Raw genomic sequence first — 22,864 nt, 5'->3', positions numbered from 1 at the left:
GGTGTCTACCCGACGTTCTGCTCTGTTTCTACATGTCTTCGGAATCGAATGCGGATCATGCGCAATCTCTCGTACACTTGCTCCAGATTGCCCCTAACCGGCTTATCTCCGCCGTATACTCTATGTAATACAGGTTTCAGGAAACTGTCTCCCAGCTCCTCGTATGCACTCCAGACCGCCTCCTGCTCCTGCTCAGGCATGATCGCAAGCTCTGCATCCAGGAGGCTATCTGTATCATAACCTTCCGTATCGAGTGTCTCCAGCAGTTCAATTAGCTCTCTGCGGGATAGTCCGGAGCGGTTCACAATCTCTTCCAGAGTATGCCCTTCCTTCATACCCTCAAGCACCTGCTTGCGAGTGGTGAATTTGTCCAGCTCCTGCTTATATTTCTGTTCTTTTTGCTTGTACAACCAGCTCTCATATTCATCTTCAGACAAGACAGACTGTACCCAATCAAGTGGAAAAGCAGTCGAACGCTCTACTCCGCTTGTAAGCTCCATCCACTCCTGACCGTATTCACTTGCCTTGCTCTCCCCAACACCTGGTAACTGCATGAGTTCATCCATGGTTTGGGGTACGAATGCACTGATCATGCGCAGCAAACGATTCGTTGCAATAAAGTATGGGGCCTTCCGGTCAGACGCTGCCTTTCTTCTCCGCCATGTGCATAAATCAGCATATAATTCTTCATGGCCGTAGCGTTCACTATAACAGTGAAGACGCTGTCCACCATAACTGCGTAATTTCAGATCTTCCGTCTCATGAAACACTCCCTGAATCAATGGCCGGTAACCTTCACTCATTCGAATCGCCAACTGGTGGCGATAAATATGGAGCAGTTCTTCCCAGGAGCTCCCCTCATACCAGATGCTGTCTTCGCGATCTCCTTCCTCATATTGGCTCCACCCGAGATGCCAGGCACCTTCCTCCTCACCAATCCACAGCTGAGCGTGTTCCTCATGTTGACCTGACAATTTGGACAATCTGTTCATGAAAATGACTTCCATCGATTTCCCCTCCTTAATATTGCAGCCTATTCACAGTTAGATGAGCCGCCTCCAGGCAACAAAAAAAGCACCCCTCCTGCAAATTCATTGCAAGAGAGGTGCTTCCTCATTAACCGTAGTATGCTGTTGCTCATATCTTACCACAATGGAAAAATTCGTCAACCACTTGTGATCAATTGAATTATTTGTTCAAAGCCAATTTGGCCAAGGCCAGCGATCCGCACAAACCGGCATTGTCACCAAGGCCTGGCGGAACGACATACTCGTCGATCCCAGAGTGAAGGGCCGGATGCTGAACATATCCATTTAACAGCTCCTGCAATTTGCTGCGTACCATAGGGAACAGATGCTCCTGCTTCATGACCCCGCCACCCATCACAATTTTTTCCGGAGTGAGAATCAGTACATAATTCATGAGTGCGTGCGCCAGATAGTGTGCCTCAATCTCCCAGGCTTTGTGATCTGCTGGCAGCTCATATGCTGGCTGGTCCCAACGTTTATTGATAGCCGGTCCCGCTGCGAGCCCTTCCAGACAGTCCCCGTGGTATGGACAAAAACCTTCATATGTATCCTCAGGGTGTCTGCGTACAAAAATATGTCCCATCTCTGGATGAGATAAACCGTGAACCATTTTGCCGCCTACGACTGCACCGGCACCAATACCTGTTCCGACAGTGATATACAGACAGCTCTCCAGTCCTTGTGCTGCTCCCCAGGTTGCTTCTCCAAGCGCAGCTCCGTTTACATCCGTATCAAACGTCATCGGCACATCAAAATGTTCCTTGAGTTTGCCAATGATATCATACTGACCCCAATGAGGCTTCGGTGTTGTTGTAATATATCCGTACGTAGGACTTCCTTCAATCGGGTCAATCGGTCCAAAAGAACCCACGCCCAAAGCTTCAATCCCCTTGCCTTCAAAGAAAGCGATAACCTGCGCCATCGTTTCTTCCGGTGTCGTTGTAGGAAAACTTACCCGTTCAAGCACCTCACCATTTTCAGTTCCAATCCCACATACAAATTTGGTTCCCCCAGCTTCAATTGCGCCTAAAATCGTCAAGTTAGTCACACTCCCAAGTTAGTTTAAAGTGAAATTCATCTTTGGTTCTGGATGATGATATGTTGTGAATCTACTGCCCACTCTCCAGCTTATCCAAACGTTTCAATAACGTTTGCCTCCAGCTATCTGACAGCGATGGAATAGCCAGTAATGCACGCATTCCGGCAGCATCCTTCTTCCCCTGATGCATGACCCGGTTGGCCTCTAGAACGGTCATGGATGCAGGGTCTGTGCGGATACGCCTGAACGGAGAGTCAGGAGCGACTTCTCCCTCCTCCAATACGCGAAAATAGAAACCGGTATAGCCGCTTTCCTGAAAATATACAGGCAGCTCTTTGAAATCATATCGGGCAGCGAGCTTGAAGCAGGGTTGTCTTGGCTGGCTAACCTGAACCAAAGCTCCGCCCAGTTCATATACATCACCAATCCGGACTTGATCTTCGGAGCAGCCTTCCACCGTTAAATTCTCACCACAAGCTCCCCAGTCCAGCTTGCGCTCCATCAGTTGTTCCAGTACGGAATACCGACTGTAATCGTATACACAAACAGCCTTATCCGGTCCGCCGTGATGCTCCAGGTCCGCCTGGCCATCTCCTGTCATTCCATTGAATGACAGGAAAACCAAGCCGGATACGGGATGTTTGACAATGCCGCTCAGCACTTCACGCTTCTGGCCAGGCAACGGCTGAGGCTTACCCACATTAATGGCAAGAACAGCTGTATTACGTTCTGCTGACTGTTGATCATGTGCAAGTGTCATGTGCTTCATACCTCCCATACGATTAGTACTTTAACGGACGGAGCCGCCAAAAACGAGTGTATTACTTAACAACCGCCCTGGTGAAGTTAACATCTTCCCACCTGCATACAAGCCTGAGGAAGCTCCGCCATCCAGATTCATGGCCTGCTTGGCACCGAGCTTCTGCATGACTGCCGCCCACTCCTTAATGGTAGCTCCCGAGACAGTCGCGAGCATTACCGAACCGTCGGCCATGATGGCGATCCCGCTTCTGGCACCCGAGGCATTCAGAATCTTGGTATCCTTGAATCCTTCGCTGGTTGGGTTCACGGCGACTTTACCGTCTTTTACAAGACGAGGACCAGCACCAACAGCAGTTACCACGTCTCCCCAAGGAATCTCTTTACCTGATGCGTTGGTATATCTATAGTTCATTTCTACAGTCGAACCCACGGCGAAGCGATCTGCAGTCGATTTCTGATTGCCTGTAAAGACCAGTACAGATCCATTCTTCGGAATCGCTACATTGTTATTCGCTACTTTTTTGGTGACAATCCCTTTCTCCATCACAACTGCAGTACCACCCTTGAATCCGACTTTGGGGCCGCGCTCCGGAGTATAGAGCATTGATATGCTCGCATTCGCAGAAGGTGTACGGTTAATGAATGTTGCGTACCAGCTGCGTGACTTACCTGCTGCATCGGTAACTTTACCTGTAAGACTTACCTGAAGTGAATCCATCATTGCTGTTCCATCTTCCTTGAAACCTATCGTTGTTCCGTATCGTCCAATATGTATCACTTTTCCATTTGCTATCAACATGCCATAAGGATCTGGTGCTCCATTATACGCTTCAAAGAACGCCCCATTAATGGCTGCTTGAGCACCATATGATTTTACAATGGAAGGCAATGTTGCCGTTTGTCCTACCTGTTTCTTGGCTAAACCTACAGTCACAGGTGTTCCTTTGGGAATGCTTACCGTTTGTACGGTGAAATTTCGTCCTGCTGCTTTTACTTTCTGTACTTTGGTGCTAATTGCCGCTTTTGCATCGGCTGTTTGCGGAGCGCTTACTGCGCCTGATAATAATACCGGCAAAGCCAGGACGAGGGCCATAGCCCCTGTCCACCACTTTCTACCGGCACGATTTGTCTGCATGTTGCTCACCCTATTGCCACTCCCATCCAAGAGCCCAGGCTCTTCATCTCAAGTTGTTCGAACTTGTCCATCACCGTATCCGGATCAAGACGCAATTCACATACATCCAGTGCGCAGGCTACCGGAACAGCGCAGTGAATCTCTGCCAGTTTACGGGACAGATGCAGCATGTCGAGATCATTCTCAATTTTATTACGTACCGATGGCGTGAGTTTATCCAGATTATCCAGAATACCCTCAATGGTGCCATATTCCTGCACGAGTTTTAGAGCTGTTTTCTCACCGATTCCACGTACTCCAGGGTAATTGTCACTCGCATCCCCCATCAGACCTTTCATATCAATGACTTGACGAGGAGTCAACTGCTTCTCTGCCATGAGAGATTCAGGCGTATACACCATGTAGTTGCCGTGGCCTTTTTTCATAATAATAATGCTTGTCCGGTCATTGATCAGCTGCAGCATATCATGGTCGCCGGTCAGCACCATTACGTTCATATCCGTCTGCTCCGTATAATACTTGGCCAGTGTACCGATGCAATCATCGGCTTCATACCCCTCTGCTCCAATATTCGGAATACCCAAGCTGTCCATGACTTCACGGATCAATGCAAACTGGGGAATCAGATCATTCGGTGCTTCAGGACGATTGCCTTTGTATGCGGCGTATTCTTCACCGCGAAACGTCTTGCCACCCATATCCCAGCAGCATACCACATGACTTGGTCCGAAAGTCTGAACCGCATCCCAGAAATAACGGATAAATCCGTATACCGCATTGGTTGGCAAGCCTGCCTTTGTACGTCTGATATATCCGCTTGCAGATGTCGCATAAAATGCCCGGAACAACACCGCCATACCGTCTACCAGCAACAAAGTAGGTTCATTACGTTGATTCACTTGATTTTGTTCTCTCCTATCTGTATATAGCAATAAAATATCGAAACTAATTCTATCATTATAGCATAGTTACGCCAAGCATCGTTCAGCCAAAAAAGCCCTGAATATTGAACATTTCAGGGCTGTTAATCGGCTTCATTTATGAATGGACAGACACGTCACTCAGCCTGTTGCTAAACGTTGTTCCATTCCTGTTCATACGTCTCTTCCTTGAATCCTACGGTCACCTGCTCCCCATCTGTCACGATTGGACGTTTGATCAGGCGGCCATTGGAGGCAAGCAGACGAATCTGTTCTTCAGCAGACATGCCAGGCAGCTTGTCCTTCAACTGCTGCTCCTTGTACACTTCTCCACTTGTATTGAAAAACTTCTTCACTTCAAGTCCGCTCTTCTGAATGAGCTCGGTTAATTCGGCCTCAGACGGGGGTGTGTCGAAAATGGGGATTAGCTCCAGCTCATGGCCTTGAGCTTCAAGCCATTTTACTGCTTTGCGGCAAGTTCCACATTTTGCATACTGGTATACTTTCAGTTTACTCATTAGCATTTCCTCCTAAGTGCTCCGGTATTTATCTATCGCTTTCCTTGGTTTGCTTCGCAAATCCAAAAAGTCGCTCTACATCAATACCATCGCCATACGTTTAAAACTATTCTAAACAACATAAAACAAGGACTGCCTGTTCCTACGATCGCAGCAGTACCCTGAATATGAACCACAAATGATGATTCGAGATTCCTACAACTCTTCCCTTGGCTTCGCCTCGGTATCTAAACGTTTCTCCAGCGCAGCCATATCTGAAGGAAGAGGTGCATGGAACGTCATTCGTTCCTGTGTAAGTGGATGAACAAACGACAGCTCGCAGGCATGCAATGCCTGGCGATCGATCCACAAGTCCCGTTCTTCCCGCATTGCAGCTGTCTGTTCGTCAATCTTATCCGCAGGTAATGTCTTGTACATTCGATCGCCGATTAGCGGACATCCGATCGATGTCATATGTACACGAATCTGATGCGTTCTGCCACTCTCCAGCTTCAGATTCACCGCACTTGCAGTCCCGCCGTCCCAGCGGGTGATCGAGGTGTACAGCGTTCTTGCCGGATAGCCATCAGGCGTGACAATGCGGCGATGGGGTTCCTCCGGATCACGGTCGATTGCACCATCAACAGACCCCTGTTCGGGAGCAGGATTTCCATGTACAAACGCAATATACTTTTTGTCCACGGTTCCTGCGATCATCTGTTCAGATACATGCTGATGCACATATGGATTTTTGGCAATGGCCAGCACCCCGGAAGTCTCCTGATCCAAACGATGAATGGGTCTAAACCGGAAAAGCTCTCCCTTGGACTTCCAGTAATGAACAACCCCATTCGCCAACGTTCCTGTATAGTGTCCATGTGTCGGATGCACAATTACGCCGGCATCCTTGTTAACAATAAGCAAATGCTCATCTTCATACAAAATGGAAAAAGGAATGGATTCCGGCAAAATGTCATCCGATTCCTCCTGTTCCATCCGAATCTCCACGATATCTCCAGCCGATACCTTCACGCTGATATACACGCGCTCTCCATTCAACATAATTCCCTGATCCGTGAGCTTCAGCCTGGACAAGAGCTTGCGCGATACCTGCAGCCGCCGCTGAAGCACGGTTTTCAACAGCCAGCCATCTTCATGTTCGGGAACGGTGTAGATAATCGGCGAATAATAGCCGCTCATTCTTTGCGGCGGAACACTTTTTTGCTCCGTACATATTCAATATCCGACACCTGCTGTCTGGCATTGGCCGTCCGTGCTACAACGAAGAAATAATCAGATAGACGGTTCAAGTAACGGCGTACTGCAGGATTAATATCCGTATGCTGTCCCAATGTTACCGTGCGGCGCTCTGCACGGCGGCATACCGTACGGCATACATGAAGCGCTGAAGACAGCGGGCTGCCTCCCGGGATAATGAACCGTTCCACTTTCGGGTTTTCCGCATCATACTGATCAATCCATTGTTCAAGCCGGGTGACCATGTCATCCCGCACTTTGTATTTGGTTTCGCTGATTTTCACAAATGCCAAATCCGACCCGCAATCAAACAATTCTTGCTGAACCTCCAGCAAATGTTCACGCAAATCCTCGAATTTCCCCTCTGTATCATCGATCAGACTGATTGCCTGGCCGACAAAACAATTCAGCTCATCGATGGTACCGTAAGCTTCAACGCGGTCATCATCTTTGATCACCCGTCCTCCGATGACCGAAGTTTGCCCTTCATCACCTGTTCGTGTATAGATGCCCATTTGCAATCCCTCCAAATGTTTAATTTCATTCACATGGCAAAACATCGGTTAATTCTTAATATGCCTGCCCTTCTAATCTCAACTTAACCAGTATACTTGACCTCTGCTTGATACGGAAATGCATTTTTTTCAGAAACCGCTTGTACCCTTTGCACGTATATATGAATTGGCGTGCTCTGCCCGAGTATACGTCAAATTCAGGTAAATCAAAAGTAGAGGAGACGATTATGCAAAACTGGATAACCGATTTCATGGAACAATACGGCTACATAGGCATCGCACTCATTATTGCGCTTGAAAACGTATTTCCCCCCATTCCTTCGGAGATTATTTTGCCTTTTGGCGGATTTATGACGACGTACACCAGCCTCACTCTTCCAGGTGTTATCATTGCGGCTACCATCGGTTCTGTGCTGGGTGCAGTAATTCTCTATGGGATCGGATTGCTGATTGATGTGGAGCGTCTGGAGAAAATTGTAGATCGCTGGGGACATATTCTGCGAATCAAAAAAGAAGATATCCACCGTGTTGATGCATGGTTTGACAAATATGGAATGTGGACTGTACTATTCTGCCGCATGGTGCCACTTGTTCGCAGTCTCATCTCCATTCCTGCAGGCATGTCCAATATGAAATTCGGTTTATTCGTCCTCTTCACCACCATCGGGACACTCGCCTGGAACATTATTTTGGTCTCGGTTGGGGCCGCGCTTGGCGCTTCTTGGGAAAATATTTTGCACTTTATGGACGTCTACTCACTGGTGGTATATGCTCTGCTCGCCATTATCGTATTTGGTTGCGTAATCTGGTGGATCAGACGTATGAAAAAAAGCAAATAGAAATCGCGTCTCTCGCAGCTGAATTGTAATCATATATTTCTCAATATAAATAAGCCTCCGTACCACAGTTTGTGGTTATGGAGGCTTTTGTTTTACCTGGATCTTGACCTAATATACTCAGATATCGTGGTACCGTACTTCTCGCTTCTTCAAATCAATGGCTAGTCCCGATACCACCATGTACATGCGTTCCGAGTGAGACTGCAGTGCACGATTCACCGAAGCCATCCTTGCGGCAAAAATACGTTCCTCTTCCGATGGATACAGGGAACCCTGCATTTCATTGGTAATGACCAGCAGCTTGCCCTGATAAGATAGTAAGGCATCAAGCAGCTGTTGTGTATGTACGCGTTGTTGATCAAGATCATCCGTTGCTCTAAATCCGGCAGCCATCCACGAAGTCAGACTGTCCACAATGACAATTCGCTGATCAGCCAGAAACAGATTTGATTCCCGATTGATCTGATGAATGACTTCCGTCAGGTGATGACCATTTCCGGCTGAAATGGCTCGATAATGAGCGGATGGCAGTTCCGGTATCACCGGATCATGATCGCCTGTGGATAAATAGATTCCTTCCCGGCTGATTTGAGCTGCATAACCTAGGGCAAACCTGGTTTTACCACTACCTATCCCGCCAGTGACCGTAATCAGCAATCCGCTCCCCTCCTTCAGTTACCATACTTATACGCTATTCTGTCAGCGCCTTCAGCACTTTTTTGGATTCTTCAACACTGGCAGCCGATAGCGGAATGGTAGCAAACAGATTTTGGGCGGCATATTCCACATCCTTGAACATCTGCATATCTTCGAGTGGGATGCCATAGAGATGGGTTTCTTGCTTCATATCGGTGCCATTGTCTCCCTGACCATCCTCAACTAACACCCCGCCCTCAAAAACACCACGCTCATACTTCTCAGGGTCAAATGTATCATCTAGCGGAATATTGGAACCATTGCTTCCGTATTGTTTCATATCTGCCTCTGGCAGAATAAAAATATCATGACTGCCTGCTGCGTATTCTACCATAATTTTCTGTACATCATACATGGCGCTTGTAATGACTTCCACTTTAGGTTCCTCGCCCAGTTTTTGCTGCAGATTGGCCTGTAACTGTTCTCCGATTACGGATGGATTACCTTGATTATCAATGATAAAAATGGTAAATCCGTCTTTTCCACCACATCCAGCGAGCAGAAAAATCAATGATACGAGTGCTGTTAGCCCCCAAAATCTCTTCATTCCAGTTCCCCCTTTAGTCTCCTTAGTACAATATATCACAATTGTTCCACGCAAAAAAATAGCCCTTACAAATAAGAGATTTCTTATTCTCACCAAAAAAGAAGACCCCTAAGGGTCTCCTTTAACATTCATATGGGTAACGTTTTCGTAACTATCAATTTATCTCCCTTTTATCGGGTTAGCTTTCATATATTCATTGATCTTCAGATCCAATAAACTGCTGATTTCAATCACAATTTCTGAAGTAAAGGATTTCTCCTCCATAAAAATCTGTTCCATCTTGCGGCGAAGCAGGTGGATCTCATCTTCCAAGGAAATGTCATGCAAAGATTCGTGATCTGGTCTCACCGACCATCGGTCGCCTTGATCGCCTTCAGCCAGGTAATGCCCACGATTAGTCGGTAAATCATATTCTACACAAAACAATGCTAACCCCTCCTTGGAAAATTAGTTTCCAAATATATGAAAAACATATTTCAAATTGAAATTATATCACAATATTTTGTAAATGAAAGTTATTTTTTTCTAAGTTGCAAAATGTCCACATTTCCGAAAACACCCTACTTCTAATTAACCCTCTTTTTGCAGTTTGTAAACAAAATTTCCGATTCGTTCCAAAGCTTCATTCAATTGGGTCACTGAAGTGGCATAAGAACAGCGCAAGAAACCCTCTCCCTGTGGGCCAAACACGTTACCAGGAACAGCAGCAACTTTATTTTCGGTCAGGAGACGTTCGGCAAAAAGATCAGAGTTTAGGCCTGTATTTTGAATACTCGGGAATGCATAGAAGGCTCCCTGAGGTTCATGGCAATCCAGGCCGATGTCACGGAATCCCTGTACGATAAGACGTCTGCGCTGATTATAGGATTCGACCATGCGGTCTTTCTCTCCCAGTCCATTCGTTAACGCCTCCAGCGCCGCGACCTGTCCCATCGCTGGAGCACACATTACGGTATACTGGTGGATTTTCAACATGGCTGCGATAAGTTCCGGATGACCACACATGTAACCAATCCGCCAACCTGTCATGGCAAAAGCTTTGGAGAAGCCGCTCACCAGAATCGTGCGCTCCTTCATATCCGGGATCGAAGCGAAGCTGACATGTTTTTGAGTATACGTCAGTTCTGCGTAGATTTCGTCAGCAATGACGATCAAGTCATGCTTTTTAATGACTTCTGCGATGGGCAGCCAGTCTTCGTACGTCATAATCGCACCGGTCGGATTGCTTGGATAACACAAAATCACCACTTTGGACTTGGGTGAGATGGATGCTTCCAGTGATTCCGCAGTCAATTTGAATTGGTCTTTGGCATACGTTTCGACACCTACAGGAATTCCTCCGCCAATTGAAGCAATTGGTGAATAGGCTACATACGAAGGCTCCGGAATGAGAATCTCATCTCCTGGCACAATTAATGCACGCAGAGCAAGGTCAATCGCTTCACTGCCGCCTACCGTAACAATAATTTCATCCTTGGGATCGTACTTGGTATCAAATTGAGTATCCAGATAATAACTGATGGCTTCTCTCAATTTGGGCATCCCAGCGTTGGATGTATAACTTGTCATACCTCTCTCGAGGGAGTATACGCAAGCTTCACGCATATGCCAAGGCGTAACAAAGTCAGGTTCTCCGACACCGAGCGTAATGATATCCTTGTTGTCACCAACCAGGTCGAAAAATTTCCGAATCCCGGATGGGGGTATCTGCTGAACCAGAGGTGCCAGATACGAGGTCATCTTCTTGTTGTTTCCTGTTGTCTGTTCATTCACTATCATGACACATCTTCCTTTACGGCGAGATCATGAGACGGTTATCTTCCTGATGGTCTTCGAAAATGATCCCGTCCTGTTTATATTTTTTAAGAATAAAATTTGTTTTGGTTGAAAGCACAGAATCAATTGGAGACAGCTTCTCCGATACAAAGTTAGCGACTTCACGCAGGTTGCCACCTTCTACTTCTACGAGCAGATCGTATGCACCTGACATAAGATAGACGGATTTCACTTGTGGATATAAATAAATGCGTTCGGCGATACCCTCAAAACCACGACCACGTTCCGGTGTGATCTGTACTTCAATCAGGGCTGTCACTTTCTCATCGTCGATTTTGCTCCAGTTAACCACCGTAGCATACTTTACAATAACGTGGTCCTGTTCGAGCTGGGCCACAGCATTCTTGATCTTGTCTTCAGACTCCCCAAGCAGTGTAGACAGCAGCGCCGGAGACCTTCTTGCATCTTCCTTCAGCAGATCCAGAACTTTTAATTGCAGATCGTTCAAATCTTTCATGACTTTCCCTCCAGCGTCATCCAGGTTCCTGAAAATGAATTAATACTTATATTACATGAATTTAACGTCTGTGCAAAGCTAAAAACCGCCTGCCCTCAATTCAGGCAAGCGGTGGTATGGTCTGGACAATCTGTGCTTTAATCCTTATTCTCCGTTATGCTTCAACCTGTTCGCAAAAAGGTTACATGTAATAAGGGTTACCGTAATTAGGTTGATGCTGAGGCACATTCGGTGCCTGGCTATATGGACTGGACAGCGTATTCTTTTCCTGAATGAACTGATGGCATTTTTGCTGCGTTTGTTGTGCAGACTGAATCGTTTTGTCCAGCTCGCTCCGAGCGGCTTTGGAAGATGCGGAATACATGTTGTTCTGCTGCATCAGGTTAAACAGCTCTCCTTGCAATCTAAGGGTATCGTTCGTGAGATCTGTAAACATTCTGCGGGTAACAGGGCAGGAAGATTCAGTCGTTGCTGTAGTATATTCACGGGAAGTTCGTCTTAAATCCGCAAGAATCGACTTCAGCAGATCCTGCTCCTGCATAAAATTTCCACCAGATGACAAAGATTGAGAGTACACGCGGTTTCCTCCTATACATTTAATATCTTGGGACTCCTAAGACTGTGTTGGTGCAAGGGACTGATGCTGCTGAAGAGCATTGACGAGCGTGTTCAGATGCTGTTCATGTGAGCGTACATACTGATTCAGAGCTTGCTGGATTTGCGGGTTATGTGTGATGGAAGCTGTTGCTGCACACTGTTTGATCAGCATTTCTTCATTGGAGATCGAATCCGCAATATAGTTCAGTTCCTTGGGGCTAAGCGCCTGCATCTGCGTATTTTGCATGTGCTTTTTTCCTCCTTAACCTAAAGTTAATGCGAATTTATTGTTACCTTGTCCTGCAAAAGTATACTTATTTAACAATCCAAACCGAGGTGAGTCATGATGGAACTTATTAATGGCAATACATTCTGGCCAAATACCTTTACATCCCATTTCAATTACCCTGCTCTTGAGGGCGAGATCTCCTGTGACTGTCTCATTATTGGTGGTGGGATGGGAGGAGCACTATCTGCCAAGCTGTTAACCGATAGAGGTTTGCATACTGTTGTGATTGATAAAAGAGAAATCGGTCATGGCAGCAGTATGGCCAACACGGGACTACTGCAATACTCTAATGACAAAACGCTTACCTCCTGTATACATACCTTTGGCGAACAACGCGGGGTACGTTTTTATGAACTGTGCCGTACGGCCATGCAGCAATTAGAAGGGACCGCTTCGAGTCTGGACATTGATCCATGGTATATCCCTCGTACAAGCTTGTATTGTGCAAGCCTTGAAGAGGATATGGCTCTTTTGGAAGAAGAATACCACACGCTCAAAACCCACGGCTTCGACGTTGAGCTGTGGAATCGGGACAAAATTAGTACCCACTTCCCATTCAGCAAACCGATGGCGCTGTATACCCAAGGAGATGCCGAAGTTAACCCTTACAGGCTGGTACACGGCCTCCTGCAGTCTGCTTCAAAAGAAGGAGCTCAGGTGTACGAACGGACGGAGATGATCCATTGTGAATATGGTGAAGAAGGTGTCCTCTGTTACACTCCGAACGGAACAATTCGCGCCAAGCAGGTTATCTTCTCTACGGGTTATGAGACCCAGGAGATCAAAAATGACCGTGGTGCATATCTGAAGAGCACTTATGCGATTGCAACCAAGCCATTAAGAGATCTTAGCAGCTGGTACAATCACAGCATGATATGGGAAACGGCCCGTCCATATTTATACATGCGGACCACCCCAGATGGCAGAATTATTGCCGGAGGTCTCGATGAGGAAATTCCGCGTGAAGATCAGCGTGCAATTCGGGCCGAGCATAGGGGCGAGGATTTACTTAAAAAGGTATCTAACTACTTCCCACTTCCGGATCTGGAAATAGACTATGCCTGGGAAGCTGTATTCGGCAGCACCCATGATGGACTTCCGCTGATTGGCCCGCATCCTGAATACCCGAACTGTTACTTTATCGAAGGATATGGGGGCAACGGGACAGTATATAGCATGATTGCTGCATCCATTCTTGCGGACGTGATTACTGGGAGCCATAACGAAGACATGGAACTGTTCTCTCTGACCAGAACCACTAAACCTTCCCCCGTGTAAAATAGAAAAAGGTGCAGATCAGGAATGGCTTTCCTGAATCTGCACCTTTTTCTGTTGTGACCAAAACGGATCAGGACGCTGGCTTACCCTGCTCCGGCCCTACTAACAATTTACGCATAAAGACCCAGCCGACCAATGGGAAAGCTCCCAAAACCACGATGAGCCAGGTTAACGTACGAAGTGAAGGGCCATTCATTACAATAATGATAAACACCGCAAGACCAGCTAGGCGGCCTGTCATCAGACAGAGCTCCCTTAAAACGACAAGTTCAACCCTTTTCTCCACATTTTCGCCGCTCATGCCCATCAAGTCGAATCCTGCCGCAATCATGGGCAGCATGTATAACGGCATGGCCAGCGCTGAGCCAACCCCCATAATCAAAAGTGTGCCATAGCTTACCTTCCAGATCAGAGGCAGAAGAACGAGAAATAATATAATTGCCCCCGTCAGCATACCTTTCGATCTATAATGCGGTTTGAACCACTTGCCCGCCATCCAATAACTGACCAAAGCTACGGCGGATGTAATTAATGAGAACTGACCCAGCTTGTACTCCTGTTCCGTGGCTACATAAACGAGCAATGCAATTAGAAAGGCGAATACGCCCTCCCTTACACCTTGGGCAGCCAATCCTAGCCCCAGCGGTCTCCACTCGCTGCCTGATCTTGATAATTGCTGCCAGGGTTCCGACCAGCGATAGGTGCCGCTTACTTTTCTCTTTTTCAAAAAAAAGCTGAAGACAACGGCAATCACGTATATCACAAGTGACACGGTAAAAATGAGCCGATAACCCGAATTATCCGCCATCTTCGAGATAATCAATCCCGAGAACCAGGGACCAATGATTCCTGTCATGGAGCCCAACAACCCGACCCATCCATTGAACAGATCCCTGTTCTCCCGGTCCGTTACTTCAAAGTACACCACATTAAAAGCGATCCAGAACAGACCCAGAGCACATCCGAGCAATATGCCGAGTGGCCATATCCAATCCACCGCTCGTGGTCCAGCCCACAGAACAAGCATATAAAAAATGCCAGACAATGCTGTGCCTAGACGCAGCGCACTCATTTTATTATGTTCTTTGACCCATTTACCGGCTAACCAGAATGTCAATCCAAGTGCAAGCTGTTGACTTACTGTAAACCATCCCAGCATCGCATAGTCCGGACGGCTCTTCCATAGATATACATTCAGAAATGTCCCCGACAAAGCTCCGGCTAACACAAACAATCCATTCACGCCCAGAAGCAGAATGGATTGTCGGCCCAGAGATATCTTCATCTGCTCCCTCCTTATTCCGCTTGAAGTCAGCGCTTCGCGGCAAGTCTCAGGGTTAACGTACCCCAAGCAGAGGAAAAACATGACGAATCTCAGGAATATTTCATTTTAATGGAGTGGAAATTACTTCTTGGCGCTCAGATTTTGAATCAGGCGCAGACGATCATCTTCAGACAAACTATATTGAACTTGGAAACAGCCGGAGCAGACATACATTTGTACTGTAAATGGCGCATCCAGCAGGGAATCTGTTCTTGAAACCGCGTTAGCTACAGGAGTGAATGTGTCCTTCGTGGACGTTTGTGTACCTGCGAGAATCATGAATTCACGGCAATGTGGACATTCCGGTACTTCTTCCTGCAGATCCAGCTGTTTCTCCACACCTTCTTCATATAGGATTAGATCATTTCCATCGTCCGCATATTTGGTTAGTGTTCGCAGTTCAGGCAATTTCAGTTCGACTTCATCTCCCCACAATGCCGTGAGGTCAGTGGTTTGATCGCTGTCCTGAGCATCATCAACATCATAAATATCGCCGGCCTCATCTTCGTCCTCTTCTTCTCCAATGTTGATGTTCAGCGTACGATAACCCTTCAGTTCATTGTGACAATAGGGACACTCTTCTTCAGGGCCCAATTCCTCATCCCATACAATCTCGGTGTGACACCACGGACATACTGTTGTTTCCAATTGAATCAACCTTTCTTTTATACAATCTTATTGTCAGGTGTTCATGACGTATATTACACCGATAGCAAAAAACACAATAGAAGCCGCAAACAAAATTCGGATCAATATCTTCATGCCAGGTCCCCCTACATGATGCTCGCGCCGATGACAAATGACAACGAGACAGAAATAATCATGGATATCAAGCCCACTGCCCGGTTATCCCGCTCAATTTCCTTGTCAATGGAGAATACCGGTGTCAGAAACTCAAACAGAAAATAAGCAATAAGCAGTAGAGCAAAGCCCACAAACGACCATGTCATGGCTTCATAGACAGAAGACTTGGCCTGTATGCAGAATCGAAGCACATTGCAGATTCCGAAGATCTTGCCCCCCGTAGCCATGGCAACAGCCACATTGCCTTTCTTGATCTCATCCCAACATTTGTATTTGGTTACAAGTTCAAAACAAGCCAGAAACACAAGCAGCTCCATTATGGCTACCGAGAAAAACCCGAGTACCATCCCCAAGGGATGAGACAGCAATTGGTCAATCGTCCCTTTCACTCACTGTTCCCCTTCCCTGTCCCACTGCCCCTCTCACCACGCAGTGGAACACCGTTGTTTCAAGGTCCGGCTATTCCAATTCTGCAACCGTTACGCCGTTTCCGCCTTCTCCGTAATTGCCCAGCCGGTAACTTTTAATATGTTTATGCTTACGCAGATAATCCTGAATACCGGAACGCAAAATTCCCGTCCCTTTACCGTGAATAATATAGATCTGACCCAGATTCGCCAGGAAGGCTTCATCGATAAAACGGTCCGTCTCCATCAATGCTTCCTCCAGATTGGTTCCTCGCAGATCAAGTTCGCTCTTCACGTTGTCATCACGTGTACGCTTCATGCTAGTGACCGGTTTCTGCTTAGGCTTGGCTTCTGGCGCAGATTGCTTCAGTTCCAGATCATCCAGGGATACTTTCATTTTCATAATCCCCAGCTGTACTACTGCTTCTTTGGTTCCCGATAATTCCACGACATGCCCTTTTTGGTTCAAGCTGTACACATGAACTTCATCCCCTGGGCCGATCGCCCGGGTTTTTGGTGCTGATGGAGTACGCTTCACTGTCTTTTTGCGTCTCTCCGGTTCAGCTTCATCCAGCTGTTTGCGGGCAGCAATCAGCTTATGCTCTTTCACGGATGCGCCTTCCTCCATCGCAAGCTGACGCAGGTCCGCAATAATTTTCTCTGCTTCGGCTCTCGCCTTGTCCACGATGTTACGAGCATCTTCCTCTGCTTTTTCAATCCGGCGTTCACGCTGCTGTTCCAGCTTCTCGAGTTCGGACTGGTGACGGCTCCGCAATTTCTCCATATCCTGACGGAGACGCTCCGCATTTTCCCGTTCCTGCTCGGCTGTAAGCCGATTTTCTTCCAGGGAAGCAATCATGTGTTCCACACGCTGATCCTCTTCCTTCACTTCTCCACGAGCATAATCGAGAATGTATCCCGGCAAACCAAGGCGCTCAGCGATCGCAAACGCGTTGCTTCGTCCCGGAACACCGACCAGTAACCGGTAGGTCGGACTTAGTGTATTCACATCAAACTCCATGCTGGCGTTAATGACACCTTTGCGTTCATAAGCATAAGCTTTCAGCTCACTGTAGTGTGTTGTCGCGACCATGCGGCATCCTGTCTGATGCATATGTTCCAGAATGGAGATTGCCAGAGCCGATCCTTCGGCAGGATCCGTTCCTGCACCAAGCTCGTCAAGCAGCACCAGACTTTTGGTAGTCATATTTTTCAGAATTCGGATAATGTTCGTCATATGGCTGGAGAACGTACTTAAATTCTGCTCAATGCTCTGCTCGTCTCCAATATCGGCATAGATTGCGTCAAATACACAGAGCTGACTGCCATCCTCAGCAGGAACGAACAAGCCAGACATCGCCATGAGGCTTAGTAATCCAATGGTTTTGAGAGTTACGGTTTTACCACCCGTATTAGGCCCTGTTACAATAATGGATGTATAATCATTGCCCAGTTCAATGTCGGTCGGCACCACATTTTCTATCGCAATCAGCGGGTGACGCCCTTTTTTGAGCTTAATAAATCCACGATCATTCATGCGCGGCAAGGTGGCTTTTAATTCACGGGCATGCCGTGCTTTGGCGAAGATAAAGTCCAGGGAGCCCAGCAAATCGACATCATACAACAGCCACTCGCCCTGCTCACTGACAAGCGCTGTCAATTTCTGCAAAATCACTTCAATTTCGCGTTCTTCCCGGATTCGGGTCTCACGCAATTTATTGTTCATCGCTACGATGGACTCTGGTTCGATAAACAGCGTGGCTCCTGAACCGGACTGATCGTGTACGATCCCGCCAAAGTAAGAACGATATTCCGCTTTTACCGGGATAACGAATCGATCTCCACGAATGGTGATCAGCTGATCCTGAAGCATTTTAGATACGGTGGAGGAACGGATCATGGAGTCCAGTTTCTCACGGATTCTGGCTTCTCCCCCGCGCAGTTCACGCCGGATCTGGGCCAAAGTTACACTTGCACTATCCGCCACTTCTGCATTGTCATCAATACAGACGCGAATCGCGTCTTCCAGTGCTTTTTGCTCTGACAACTGATCACTGATAAAGAACAGGGACTCAATCTTCTCATCTTCGTGAAGAGCGGCAATCTGGCGTTTCAAGCGGCGAGCAGCCAAGGTTGTATTGGAAATCCCGAGAAGTTCATGCGGATTCAGGGTTCCTCCAATTTCGGCCCGTTTCACGGATGCCGTGATGTCCACAATGCCTCCAAAAGAAGGCGACCCTTTCAGACGATCAAAAGTGAAGGCTTCATCGGTCTGCTGGAGCAGCCGTTTTACTTCTTCCAGTTCACTGATGGGTTCCAGTTGTTCCGCTTTCTTCTTACCCATGGTTGTTTGGGCATAGCTTTGCAATGTATTTAAAATTTTGCGGTATTCCAGTGTGTGTAAAATTTTCGTGTCCAAGTGTACAACTCCTTCCAAACTATATCTGTATTATAACGAAAGAAACTTTACTGCGCTATTTAACGAATCCTTCCACACATAAGTTCTGACATCATGCCGCAAACTACAGGTGTCAGGATTTTGCAACCTCTCCATGTGTGATGGTTCCAAATGCATAATCCGATCTGAACTTAAAGGAGGTAAACACGTTGAACTTCTTGGGACATGTCGTACGTTTTATCATCGCTGCAATCGTATTAATGGTTGTCAGCTGGATTGTTCCTGGATTTGCCGTCGGTGGTTTCTGGAGCGCTCTGCTGCTTGCTCTGGTTATTGCGCTGCTCGGCTGGATCATTGAAGGCGTCTTTGGCAAAAGGGTCACTCCTTTTGGTCGCGGAATCGTCGGCTTCATTGTCAGTGCATTGGTGATCTGGCTTGGTCAATATATTGTTGACCATGTCGAAGTTAGTTTGCTTGGCGCTATTCTTGCTGCGTTGGTGATTGGGATTATCGATTTGTTCATTCCGGTATCCACACCTTTTGAAGCAGGACGAAGCTCCAAGAATAACTAAGAAGCATCTAATCATGCAACTGCATGCAACACCTGCGATTTTTCCTTCAACCTCTGATGGCCATATGCCAGAAGGGGTTTTTTCATTTCCATAACCTCTCGGTCATTCCTCAAGATTAGAGAGAGAACCTTACTAACTAATCTTCAAAAAAACGACATAGCCTTCATGTACAGGCCTTACCATTTTGCGGTATGATGACTTGAGAAATGATTAAAATTTCATCTATATCATGCTTAAGGAGGCTCATGATGAAAAAGACTATGGCTTGGCTTGCAGCCTGCATGTTAATTCTGGTTCTCGCCGCTTGCGGAGGAAGCAAACCATCTGCAGACTCGGGCAGCAGCGGTGAATCCGATGCTGAAGTAACCGCAAGTGAGGAACTCGTCATTAAAGCGAGCAACTATGAATTTGACCAACCGGAATACCATCTTAAAAAAGGGGTCCCTGTTAACATTGTTTACGAAAACGTCAATGGTAATCATGGCATTCTCGTTCCTGAGCTGAATCTTCAGCTGGACACCAGAAACAGCTCTAAGGTCATTACCCCTGACAAGGTTGGAGAATTCGAGATGTCCTGCTCCGTGTTCTGTGGAAGTGGACATAGCAGCATGATCTCCAAAATTATTGTCGAAGAATAAGTCCCAAGACAATGAGCCCCCGTAACGACGGGAGCTCTTTCTGTATTATAACAAATTGTAAAATCGTTCGATGCCCATGATTTTAGTTATGATCTGATGCCCTTAGGTCTGATCCTGTTCAATCAATTCGATCCATTCGTTATATTCCGTCTGCAATTTCGTATATTCATCCCGCAGCTGGCGATACTCCATGTTTAGCTGCTCTGCCTTCTCCTGCTCCATTTCGCGTTCAACCTGCAGCAGTCTAAGCTGATTCGCAGCGAGTTCGTAGCGCTCACCAATCTCCAGCAGTTCATTTTCCATCGTTTGTTTCTCTTCTATGGCTTCGTTACGGAGCTTATCGAGCTGCTCACGCTCCTGTTCTAGCGCCTCTACCTTTTCAACACTGGCGGCACTTTCCTTCTGCCAAGCATTCAATTCATTCTCAAGCAGGTTCCAGCGTTCCTGCCAGGATTGCTCCTGTACGGCCCATTCATCTGCACGACGCTGCCAGACCTGGTCCTGCTGCTCGGCTTGTTCCACACGAGAGAGTAACCCGGTTTCCCGCTCCTTTAACTCATCCAGTTGTAATATAAGCTCTGCCTGTTTTGCAGACAACTCTTCATGCTTAATCTGCCATTCAAGTGCTTCTTCCTCTGTCTGTGCAAGCAAGTTCCTTTGTTCTGCGATTTGCTCAGTTAGCTTGGCAGCATGCTCGCCGGATGTTGCAATTGCTTGTTCCAGTGCCTGCTTTTCTTGATCCAGTTCAGCCAGCTTGCGCGTGTGATTTTCCTCCCGCTGCAATGCATCCCCATAATCGTTGGTGATTTGTTTATAGGATTCCTGAAGTTGGTTTAGTTCTTCACGGATCCGGTTCAGCTCCTCTTCAAGCTGTTCGCGCTCCTGCTGCACACGACTTGCCTGTTCGTTATAGCGATTCGCTTCTTCTCTGTAACCACGAGCTTCTTCCTTAACCACGGTTAATTCATCATGGAGGGACTGTACACCAGACTCCAATGTTTCATTCTGTTCTGCTGCCTCAAGCACCTGAGTCTCCAGCTCTCCCATTTCGACAAGGCGCTGTTCGGCCAGGTCTTTCCATGATTTTTCGCTTTCGGTAAGCGTGCTGATTTCATTCTGCAGCGTTCGTACGGCAGCATGAGCCTGCTCCAGAACTTTCTGCAATCTTCGTTGTTCATTCTCGGACTTCTCTTCGGCTTCACGAAGCTTCTGAATATCTTTTTCAAGCAGTCCATGCTGCTCCTGAACTTTCCGAAGCTGTGCTGCAAGGGAAGTTTCTCTCTCCACCGTCTCGTTGTATTGTTGTTTCCATTCCTGCTCCGTTTCACGAGACTTTTGCAAAGCGATTTCCGTTTCACGTAGCTGCTCTTGGAGCTGGGTACTGTCTTCCTTCAGCTGCCCCAACTGCTGTTCGAGTTCCGTTATGCGACGAGCCTGAAATTCCTGATCCTGTTTGCGCTGTGCTTGTTCCTTGCGCAATGCATCCTGCTCAGCGCGTTCCTGCTGGAGCTGCTGTTCCTGATCAGCAGCCACTTCCTGTGCCTCTTCAAGCTGCTTGCGTATATCCTTAAGCTGGTTCTCAATTTCCGCTACACGACTCTCAGCTTGTGTGCGCTCGTTTTCCAGCTGCTGCAGCAGTTTCCCTCGTTCTTCCTGCAGTTTGGCCTCAGCATTAGCTGCGGCTTCTGTGAAATGAGAAGCTGCCTCGGCTTTTACTTGTTGTAATTGCTCCTCATAGGCTGCTTCTTTTTCCATCCATTCCAATTCGGCCTGCTCTGAAGATTCGTGGAAATCGGCTTTTAGCTTTTCGATCTCTGTTAAGTGTTCCTCTTTCGTTTGTTGTAGCTGTGATGCCTGCTCTTCCTGGACCTTGCCAAGCTGGAATCTTAATTGCTCTTCTGCCTGCTGCTTCGCCTCTTGCAAACGCTGATCCGTTTGGGATTGAAGTTCACGGTATTGAAGCTCAGCCTCTTCCTGAACCTTCTTCAATTGACTCTCAGCCTGTTCCAATTCGGACAAAATCGCAGCCTCGGCTTCTTCTTTGGCTGCCTGTACCTGCTGTGCTGCCTTTGCCTCGATTTTCTGGCGTTCTGCGACAGCACGACTCTCCGCTTCCTTCATCTGGGCTGCTGTTTTATCCTGCAGTTCCTTGTACTGTCCTGCTGCCTTCGCCTGGCTCTGCTGCAACTCGGCTGCAGCACGTGCTTGTACTTCTTTTAGTTGGGCTGCTGTTTTATCCTGCAGTTCCTTGTACTGTCCCGCTGCCTTCGCCTGGCTCTGCTGTAACTCAGCTGCAGCACGTGCTTGTACTTCCTTCAGCTCTGCAGCTGCCTGTGCCTGAGCCTGCTTAAGCTGGTTGGCCGCCTTCTCTTCGGCTTCTTTCAAGCGCAATTTCATCTTCTCTTCGGCTTCCTTCAGCTGCGCAGCAGTCTGTGACTGCAACTTTTGTTCACGGGCTGCAGCCTGACTTCGTTCCTGTTCAAGCAATGATTGCAGCTTGTTTACTTCATCCTGCTTCTCGGATTGCAGCTTCGCCATAGCCTGCTCTGCCTCAGTCTTCTGCTTGGTCGCTTCAGCCAGCGCCTGGTCACGACGCTCCAGCTCCTTCTGATGTTCACTTTGAATGGCATTCAGCCTGTTCAATTCATTTCGAAGTTCTGTCCGTTCACCAGTCAGCATTTTCAGTTCATTACGGATCTCCTGGGTCTGAAGAGACTGTTCAGCCATATGTACAGCCGCCAGTACCGCAATACGCGGGGTATCCAGACGGGAATGGCTCTTGGAAATTGCGCTCATGCGCTCATCCACCAGATTAGCTACTTGTTTCATATAGTCGGCACTGCTGCCAACCAGTTTATAGGAAGTCCCGTAGATCTCTACGGTGACGCGTGTACGATCAGGTGTAGTCACAGTTGTGCCCTCCTTCAAGTCTGTATGTTGATTCTAAGCTGTAATGACAAAAAAGTCACATCGATCCTCTAATGCTAAGGATTCGATGTGACTTCAAGCAATTCCTGCTAATTGTTGTT

24 protein-coding genes are annotated in these 22,864 nt (G+C 47.4%); 4 read left to right on the top strand and 20 right to left on the bottom strand.

Annotated elements, in window-relative coordinates; all coding sequences use genetic code 11:
• Positions 1 to 5: 5 nt before the first annotated feature.
• The 8 genes from AC3RCI_RS08945 to AC3RCI_RS08910 all read right to left on the bottom strand — a co-directional run bounded on the left by AC3RCI_RS08945 (position 6) and on the right by AC3RCI_RS08910 (position 7,153).
• Positions 6 to 1,007 (bottom strand): HRDC domain-containing protein, encoded by a 1,002-nt coding sequence (locus tag AC3RCI_RS08945; protein ID WP_492528675.1) that lies wholly within the window; start codon positions 1,005 to 1,007, stop codon positions 6 to 8.
• A 181-nt stretch (positions 1,008 to 1,188) separates the two neighbouring features.
• Positions 1,189 to 2,067, bottom strand: coding sequence for an ROK family protein (locus AC3RCI_RS08940; protein WP_336779361.1), 879 nt, complete (start codon positions 2,065 to 2,067; stop codon positions 1,189 to 1,191).
• A gap of 70 nt (positions 2,068 to 2,137) precedes the next feature.
• Positions 2,138 to 2,827, bottom strand: coding sequence for an MOSC domain-containing protein (locus tag AC3RCI_RS08935; protein ID WP_492472690.1), 690 nt, complete (start codon positions 2,825 to 2,827; stop codon positions 2,138 to 2,140).
• A gap of 30 nt (positions 2,828 to 2,857) precedes the next feature.
• On the bottom strand, positions 2,858 to 3,964 hold the full coding sequence (locus tag AC3RCI_RS08930) for a phosphodiester glycosidase family protein (RefSeq protein WP_492472691.1): 1,107 nt from the start codon (positions 3,962 to 3,964) through the stop codon (positions 2,858 to 2,860).
• A 5-nt stretch (positions 3,965 to 3,969) separates the two neighbouring features.
• Positions 3,970 to 4,863: a 5'-3' exonuclease gene (locus tag AC3RCI_RS08925; protein ID WP_492472692.1), complete on the bottom strand. Its 894-nt coding sequence runs from the start codon at positions 4,861 to 4,863 to the stop codon at positions 3,970 to 3,972.
• Between the two features lie 173 nt (positions 4,864 to 5,036).
• Positions 5,037 to 5,402, bottom strand: coding sequence for an arsenate reductase family protein (locus AC3RCI_RS08920; protein WP_336779358.1), 366 nt, complete (start codon positions 5,400 to 5,402; stop codon positions 5,037 to 5,039).
• 195 nt (positions 5,403 to 5,597) lie between these two features.
• Positions 5,598 to 6,581: an RluA family pseudouridine synthase gene (locus AC3RCI_RS08915; protein ID WP_492472693.1), complete on the bottom strand. Its 984-nt coding sequence runs from the start codon at positions 6,579 to 6,581 to the stop codon at positions 5,598 to 5,600.
• Positions 6,578 to 7,153: a cob(I)yrinic acid a,c-diamide adenosyltransferase gene (locus AC3RCI_RS08910; RefSeq protein WP_127539424.1), complete on the bottom strand. Its 576-nt coding sequence runs from the start codon at positions 7,151 to 7,153 to the stop codon at positions 6,578 to 6,580. Before AC3RCI_RS08910 ends, AC3RCI_RS08915 begins: the two co-directional genes overlap by 4 nt.
• A gap of 227 nt (positions 7,154 to 7,380) precedes the next feature.
• Here AC3RCI_RS08910 and AC3RCI_RS08905 point away from each other — a divergent pair, with 227 nt between their 5' ends.
• Positions 7,381 to 7,992: a DedA family protein gene (locus AC3RCI_RS08905; protein WP_336779355.1), complete on the top strand. Its 612-nt coding sequence runs from the start codon at positions 7,381 to 7,383 to the stop codon at positions 7,990 to 7,992.
• 117 nt (positions 7,993 to 8,109) lie between these two features.
• On the opposite strand, the gene AC3RCI_RS08900 is transcribed toward AC3RCI_RS08905, so the two are convergent.
• From AC3RCI_RS08900 to AC3RCI_RS08870, 7 genes are all read right to left on the bottom strand, one after another.
• Complete coding sequence (locus AC3RCI_RS08900; RefSeq protein WP_176476027.1) at positions 8,110 to 8,649, bottom strand: bifunctional adenosylcobinamide kinase/adenosylcobinamide-phosphate guanylyltransferase; 540 nt, start codon at positions 8,647 to 8,649, stop codon at positions 8,110 to 8,112.
• A 34-nt stretch (positions 8,650 to 8,683) separates the two neighbouring features.
• Positions 8,684 to 9,235, bottom strand: a complete 552-nt coding sequence (locus AC3RCI_RS08895; RefSeq protein ID WP_336779354.1) for a hypothetical protein — start codon at positions 9,233 to 9,235, stop codon at positions 8,684 to 8,686.
• 159 nt (positions 9,236 to 9,394) lie between these two features.
• Positions 9,395 to 9,583: an aspartyl-phosphate phosphatase Spo0E family protein gene (locus AC3RCI_RS08890; protein WP_336780208.1), complete on the bottom strand. Its 189-nt coding sequence runs from the start codon at positions 9,581 to 9,583 to the stop codon at positions 9,395 to 9,397.
• Positions 9,584 to 9,805: 222 nt separating this feature from the next.
• Complete coding sequence (locus AC3RCI_RS08885; RefSeq protein WP_336779353.1) at positions 9,806 to 11,014, bottom strand: aminotransferase class I/II-fold pyridoxal phosphate-dependent enzyme; 1,209 nt, start codon at positions 11,012 to 11,014, stop codon at positions 9,806 to 9,808.
• A 13-nt stretch (positions 11,015 to 11,027) separates the two neighbouring features.
• Positions 11,028 to 11,528, bottom strand: a complete 501-nt coding sequence (locus AC3RCI_RS08880) for an Lrp/AsnC family transcriptional regulator (protein ID WP_095288304.1) — start codon at positions 11,526 to 11,528, stop codon at positions 11,028 to 11,030.
• Positions 11,529 to 11,709: 181 nt separating this feature from the next.
• A complete protein-coding gene (locus tag AC3RCI_RS08875; protein ID WP_492472694.1) occupies positions 11,710 to 12,105 on the bottom strand; it encodes a spore coat protein in 396 nt (131 codons plus the stop codon).
• 36 nt (positions 12,106 to 12,141) lie between these two features.
• Positions 12,142 to 12,372, bottom strand: a complete 231-nt coding sequence (locus AC3RCI_RS08870; protein ID WP_095359106.1) for a hypothetical protein — start codon at positions 12,370 to 12,372, stop codon at positions 12,142 to 12,144.
• A 99-nt stretch (positions 12,373 to 12,471) separates the two neighbouring features.
• On the opposite strand from AC3RCI_RS08870, the gene AC3RCI_RS08865 reads away from it, so the two are divergent.
• Positions 12,472 to 13,692: an NAD(P)/FAD-dependent oxidoreductase gene (locus tag AC3RCI_RS08865; protein ID WP_492529852.1), complete on the top strand. Its 1,221-nt coding sequence runs from the start codon at positions 12,472 to 12,474 to the stop codon at positions 13,690 to 13,692.
• 70 nt (positions 13,693 to 13,762) lie between these two features.
• Here the strand turns inward: AC3RCI_RS08865 and AC3RCI_RS08860 are convergent, their stop codons facing one another.
• From AC3RCI_RS08860 to AC3RCI_RS08845, 4 genes are all read right to left on the bottom strand, one after another.
• A complete protein-coding gene (locus AC3RCI_RS08860) occupies positions 13,763 to 14,977 on the bottom strand; it encodes an MFS transporter (RefSeq protein ID WP_492472696.1) in 1,215 nt (404 codons plus the stop codon).
• 120 nt (positions 14,978 to 15,097) lie between these two features.
• The gene (locus AC3RCI_RS08855; RefSeq protein WP_127539414.1) at positions 15,098 to 15,664 is read right to left on the bottom strand and encodes a hypothetical protein; all 567 of its coding nucleotides are present in this window, start codon (positions 15,662 to 15,664) and stop codon (positions 15,098 to 15,100) included.
• Positions 15,665 to 15,789: 125 nt separating this feature from the next.
• Positions 15,790 to 16,209: a DUF350 domain-containing protein gene (locus tag AC3RCI_RS08850; RefSeq protein ID WP_164764308.1), complete on the bottom strand. Its 420-nt coding sequence runs from the start codon at positions 16,207 to 16,209 to the stop codon at positions 15,790 to 15,792.
• 70 nt (positions 16,210 to 16,279) lie between these two features.
• Positions 16,280 to 18,646 (bottom strand): endonuclease MutS2, encoded by a 2,367-nt coding sequence (locus AC3RCI_RS08845; protein ID WP_492472697.1) that lies wholly within the window; start codon positions 18,644 to 18,646, stop codon positions 16,280 to 16,282.
• 188 nt (positions 18,647 to 18,834) lie between these two features.
• Here AC3RCI_RS08845 and AC3RCI_RS08840 point away from each other — a divergent pair, with 188 nt between their 5' ends.
• Positions 18,835 to 19,197 carry a phage holin family protein gene (locus AC3RCI_RS08840; RefSeq protein WP_127539412.1) on the top strand — a complete coding sequence of 121 codons (363 nt, stop codon included), beginning with the start codon at positions 18,835 to 18,837 and terminating at the stop codon, positions 19,195 to 19,197.
• Between the two features lie 245 nt (positions 19,198 to 19,442).
• Entirely contained in the window at positions 19,443 to 19,835 is a 393-nt protein-coding gene (locus tag AC3RCI_RS08835) for a cytochrome C oxidase subunit II (RefSeq protein WP_419719965.1), read from the top strand.
• 102 nt (positions 19,836 to 19,937) lie between these two features.
• On the opposite strand, the gene AC3RCI_RS08830 is transcribed toward AC3RCI_RS08835, so the two are convergent.
• The gene (locus AC3RCI_RS08830; RefSeq protein WP_492528673.1) at positions 19,938 to 22,745 is read right to left on the bottom strand and encodes a hypothetical protein; all 2,808 of its coding nucleotides are present in this window, start codon (positions 22,743 to 22,745) and stop codon (positions 19,938 to 19,940) included.
• Between the last annotated feature and the right edge of the window lie 119 nt (positions 22,746 to 22,864).

It is taken from the genome of Paenibacillus sp. MT124, assembly GCF_058792755.1.
The sequence above is the reverse complement of the archived record's forward strand: the minus strand, read 5'-3'. Positions and strand labels throughout refer to the sequence as shown.

Bases quoted from the DNA above. Each gene is read 5' to 3' on its own strand.
- AC3RCI_RS08945 (WP_492528675.1), bottom strand. From the start codon at position 1,007: ATGGAAGTCATTTTCATGAACAGATTGTCCAAATTGTCAGGTCAACAT.
- AC3RCI_RS08935 (WP_492472690.1), bottom strand. From the start codon at position 2,827: ATGACACTTGCACATGATCAACAGTCAGCAGAACGTAATACAGCTGTT.
- AC3RCI_RS08930 (WP_492472691.1), bottom strand. From the start codon at position 3,964: ATGCAGACAAATCGTGCCGGTAGAAAGTGGTGGACAGGGGCTATGGCC.
- AC3RCI_RS08920 (WP_336779358.1), bottom strand. From the start codon at position 5,402: ATGAGTAAACTGAAAGTATACCAGTATGCAAAATGTGGAACTTGCCGC.
- AC3RCI_RS08915 (WP_492472693.1), bottom strand. From the start codon at position 6,581: ATGAGCGGCTATTATTCGCCGATTATCTACACCGTTCCCGAACATGAA.
- AC3RCI_RS08910 (WP_127539424.1), bottom strand. From the start codon at position 7,153: ATGGGCATCTATACACGAACAGGTGATGAAGGGCAAACTTCGGTCATC.
- AC3RCI_RS08905 (WP_336779355.1), top strand. From the start codon at position 7,381: ATGCAAAACTGGATAACCGATTTCATGGAACAATACGGCTACATAGGC.
- AC3RCI_RS08895 (WP_336779354.1), bottom strand. From the start codon at position 9,235: ATGAAGAGATTTTGGGGGCTAACAGCACTCGTATCATTGATTTTTCTG.
- AC3RCI_RS08885 (WP_336779353.1), bottom strand. From the start codon at position 11,014: ATGATAGTGAATGAACAGACAACAGGAAACAACAAGAAGATGACCTCG.
- AC3RCI_RS08880 (WP_095288304.1), bottom strand. From the start codon at position 11,528: ATGAAAGATTTGAACGATCTGCAATTAAAAGTTCTGGATCTGCTGAAG.
- AC3RCI_RS08870 (WP_095359106.1), bottom strand. From the start codon at position 12,372: ATGCAAAATACGCAGATGCAGGCGCTTAGCCCCAAGGAACTGAACTAT.
- AC3RCI_RS08865 (WP_492529852.1), top strand. From the start codon at position 12,472: ATGGAACTTATTAATGGCAATACATTCTGGCCAAATACCTTTACATCC.
- AC3RCI_RS08860 (WP_492472696.1), bottom strand. From the start codon at position 14,977: ATGAAGATATCTCTGGGCCGACAATCCATTCTGCTTCTGGGCGTGAAT.
- AC3RCI_RS08835 (WP_419719965.1), top strand. From the start codon at position 19,443: ATGATGAAAAAGACTATGGCTTGGCTTGCAGCCTGCATGTTAATTCTG.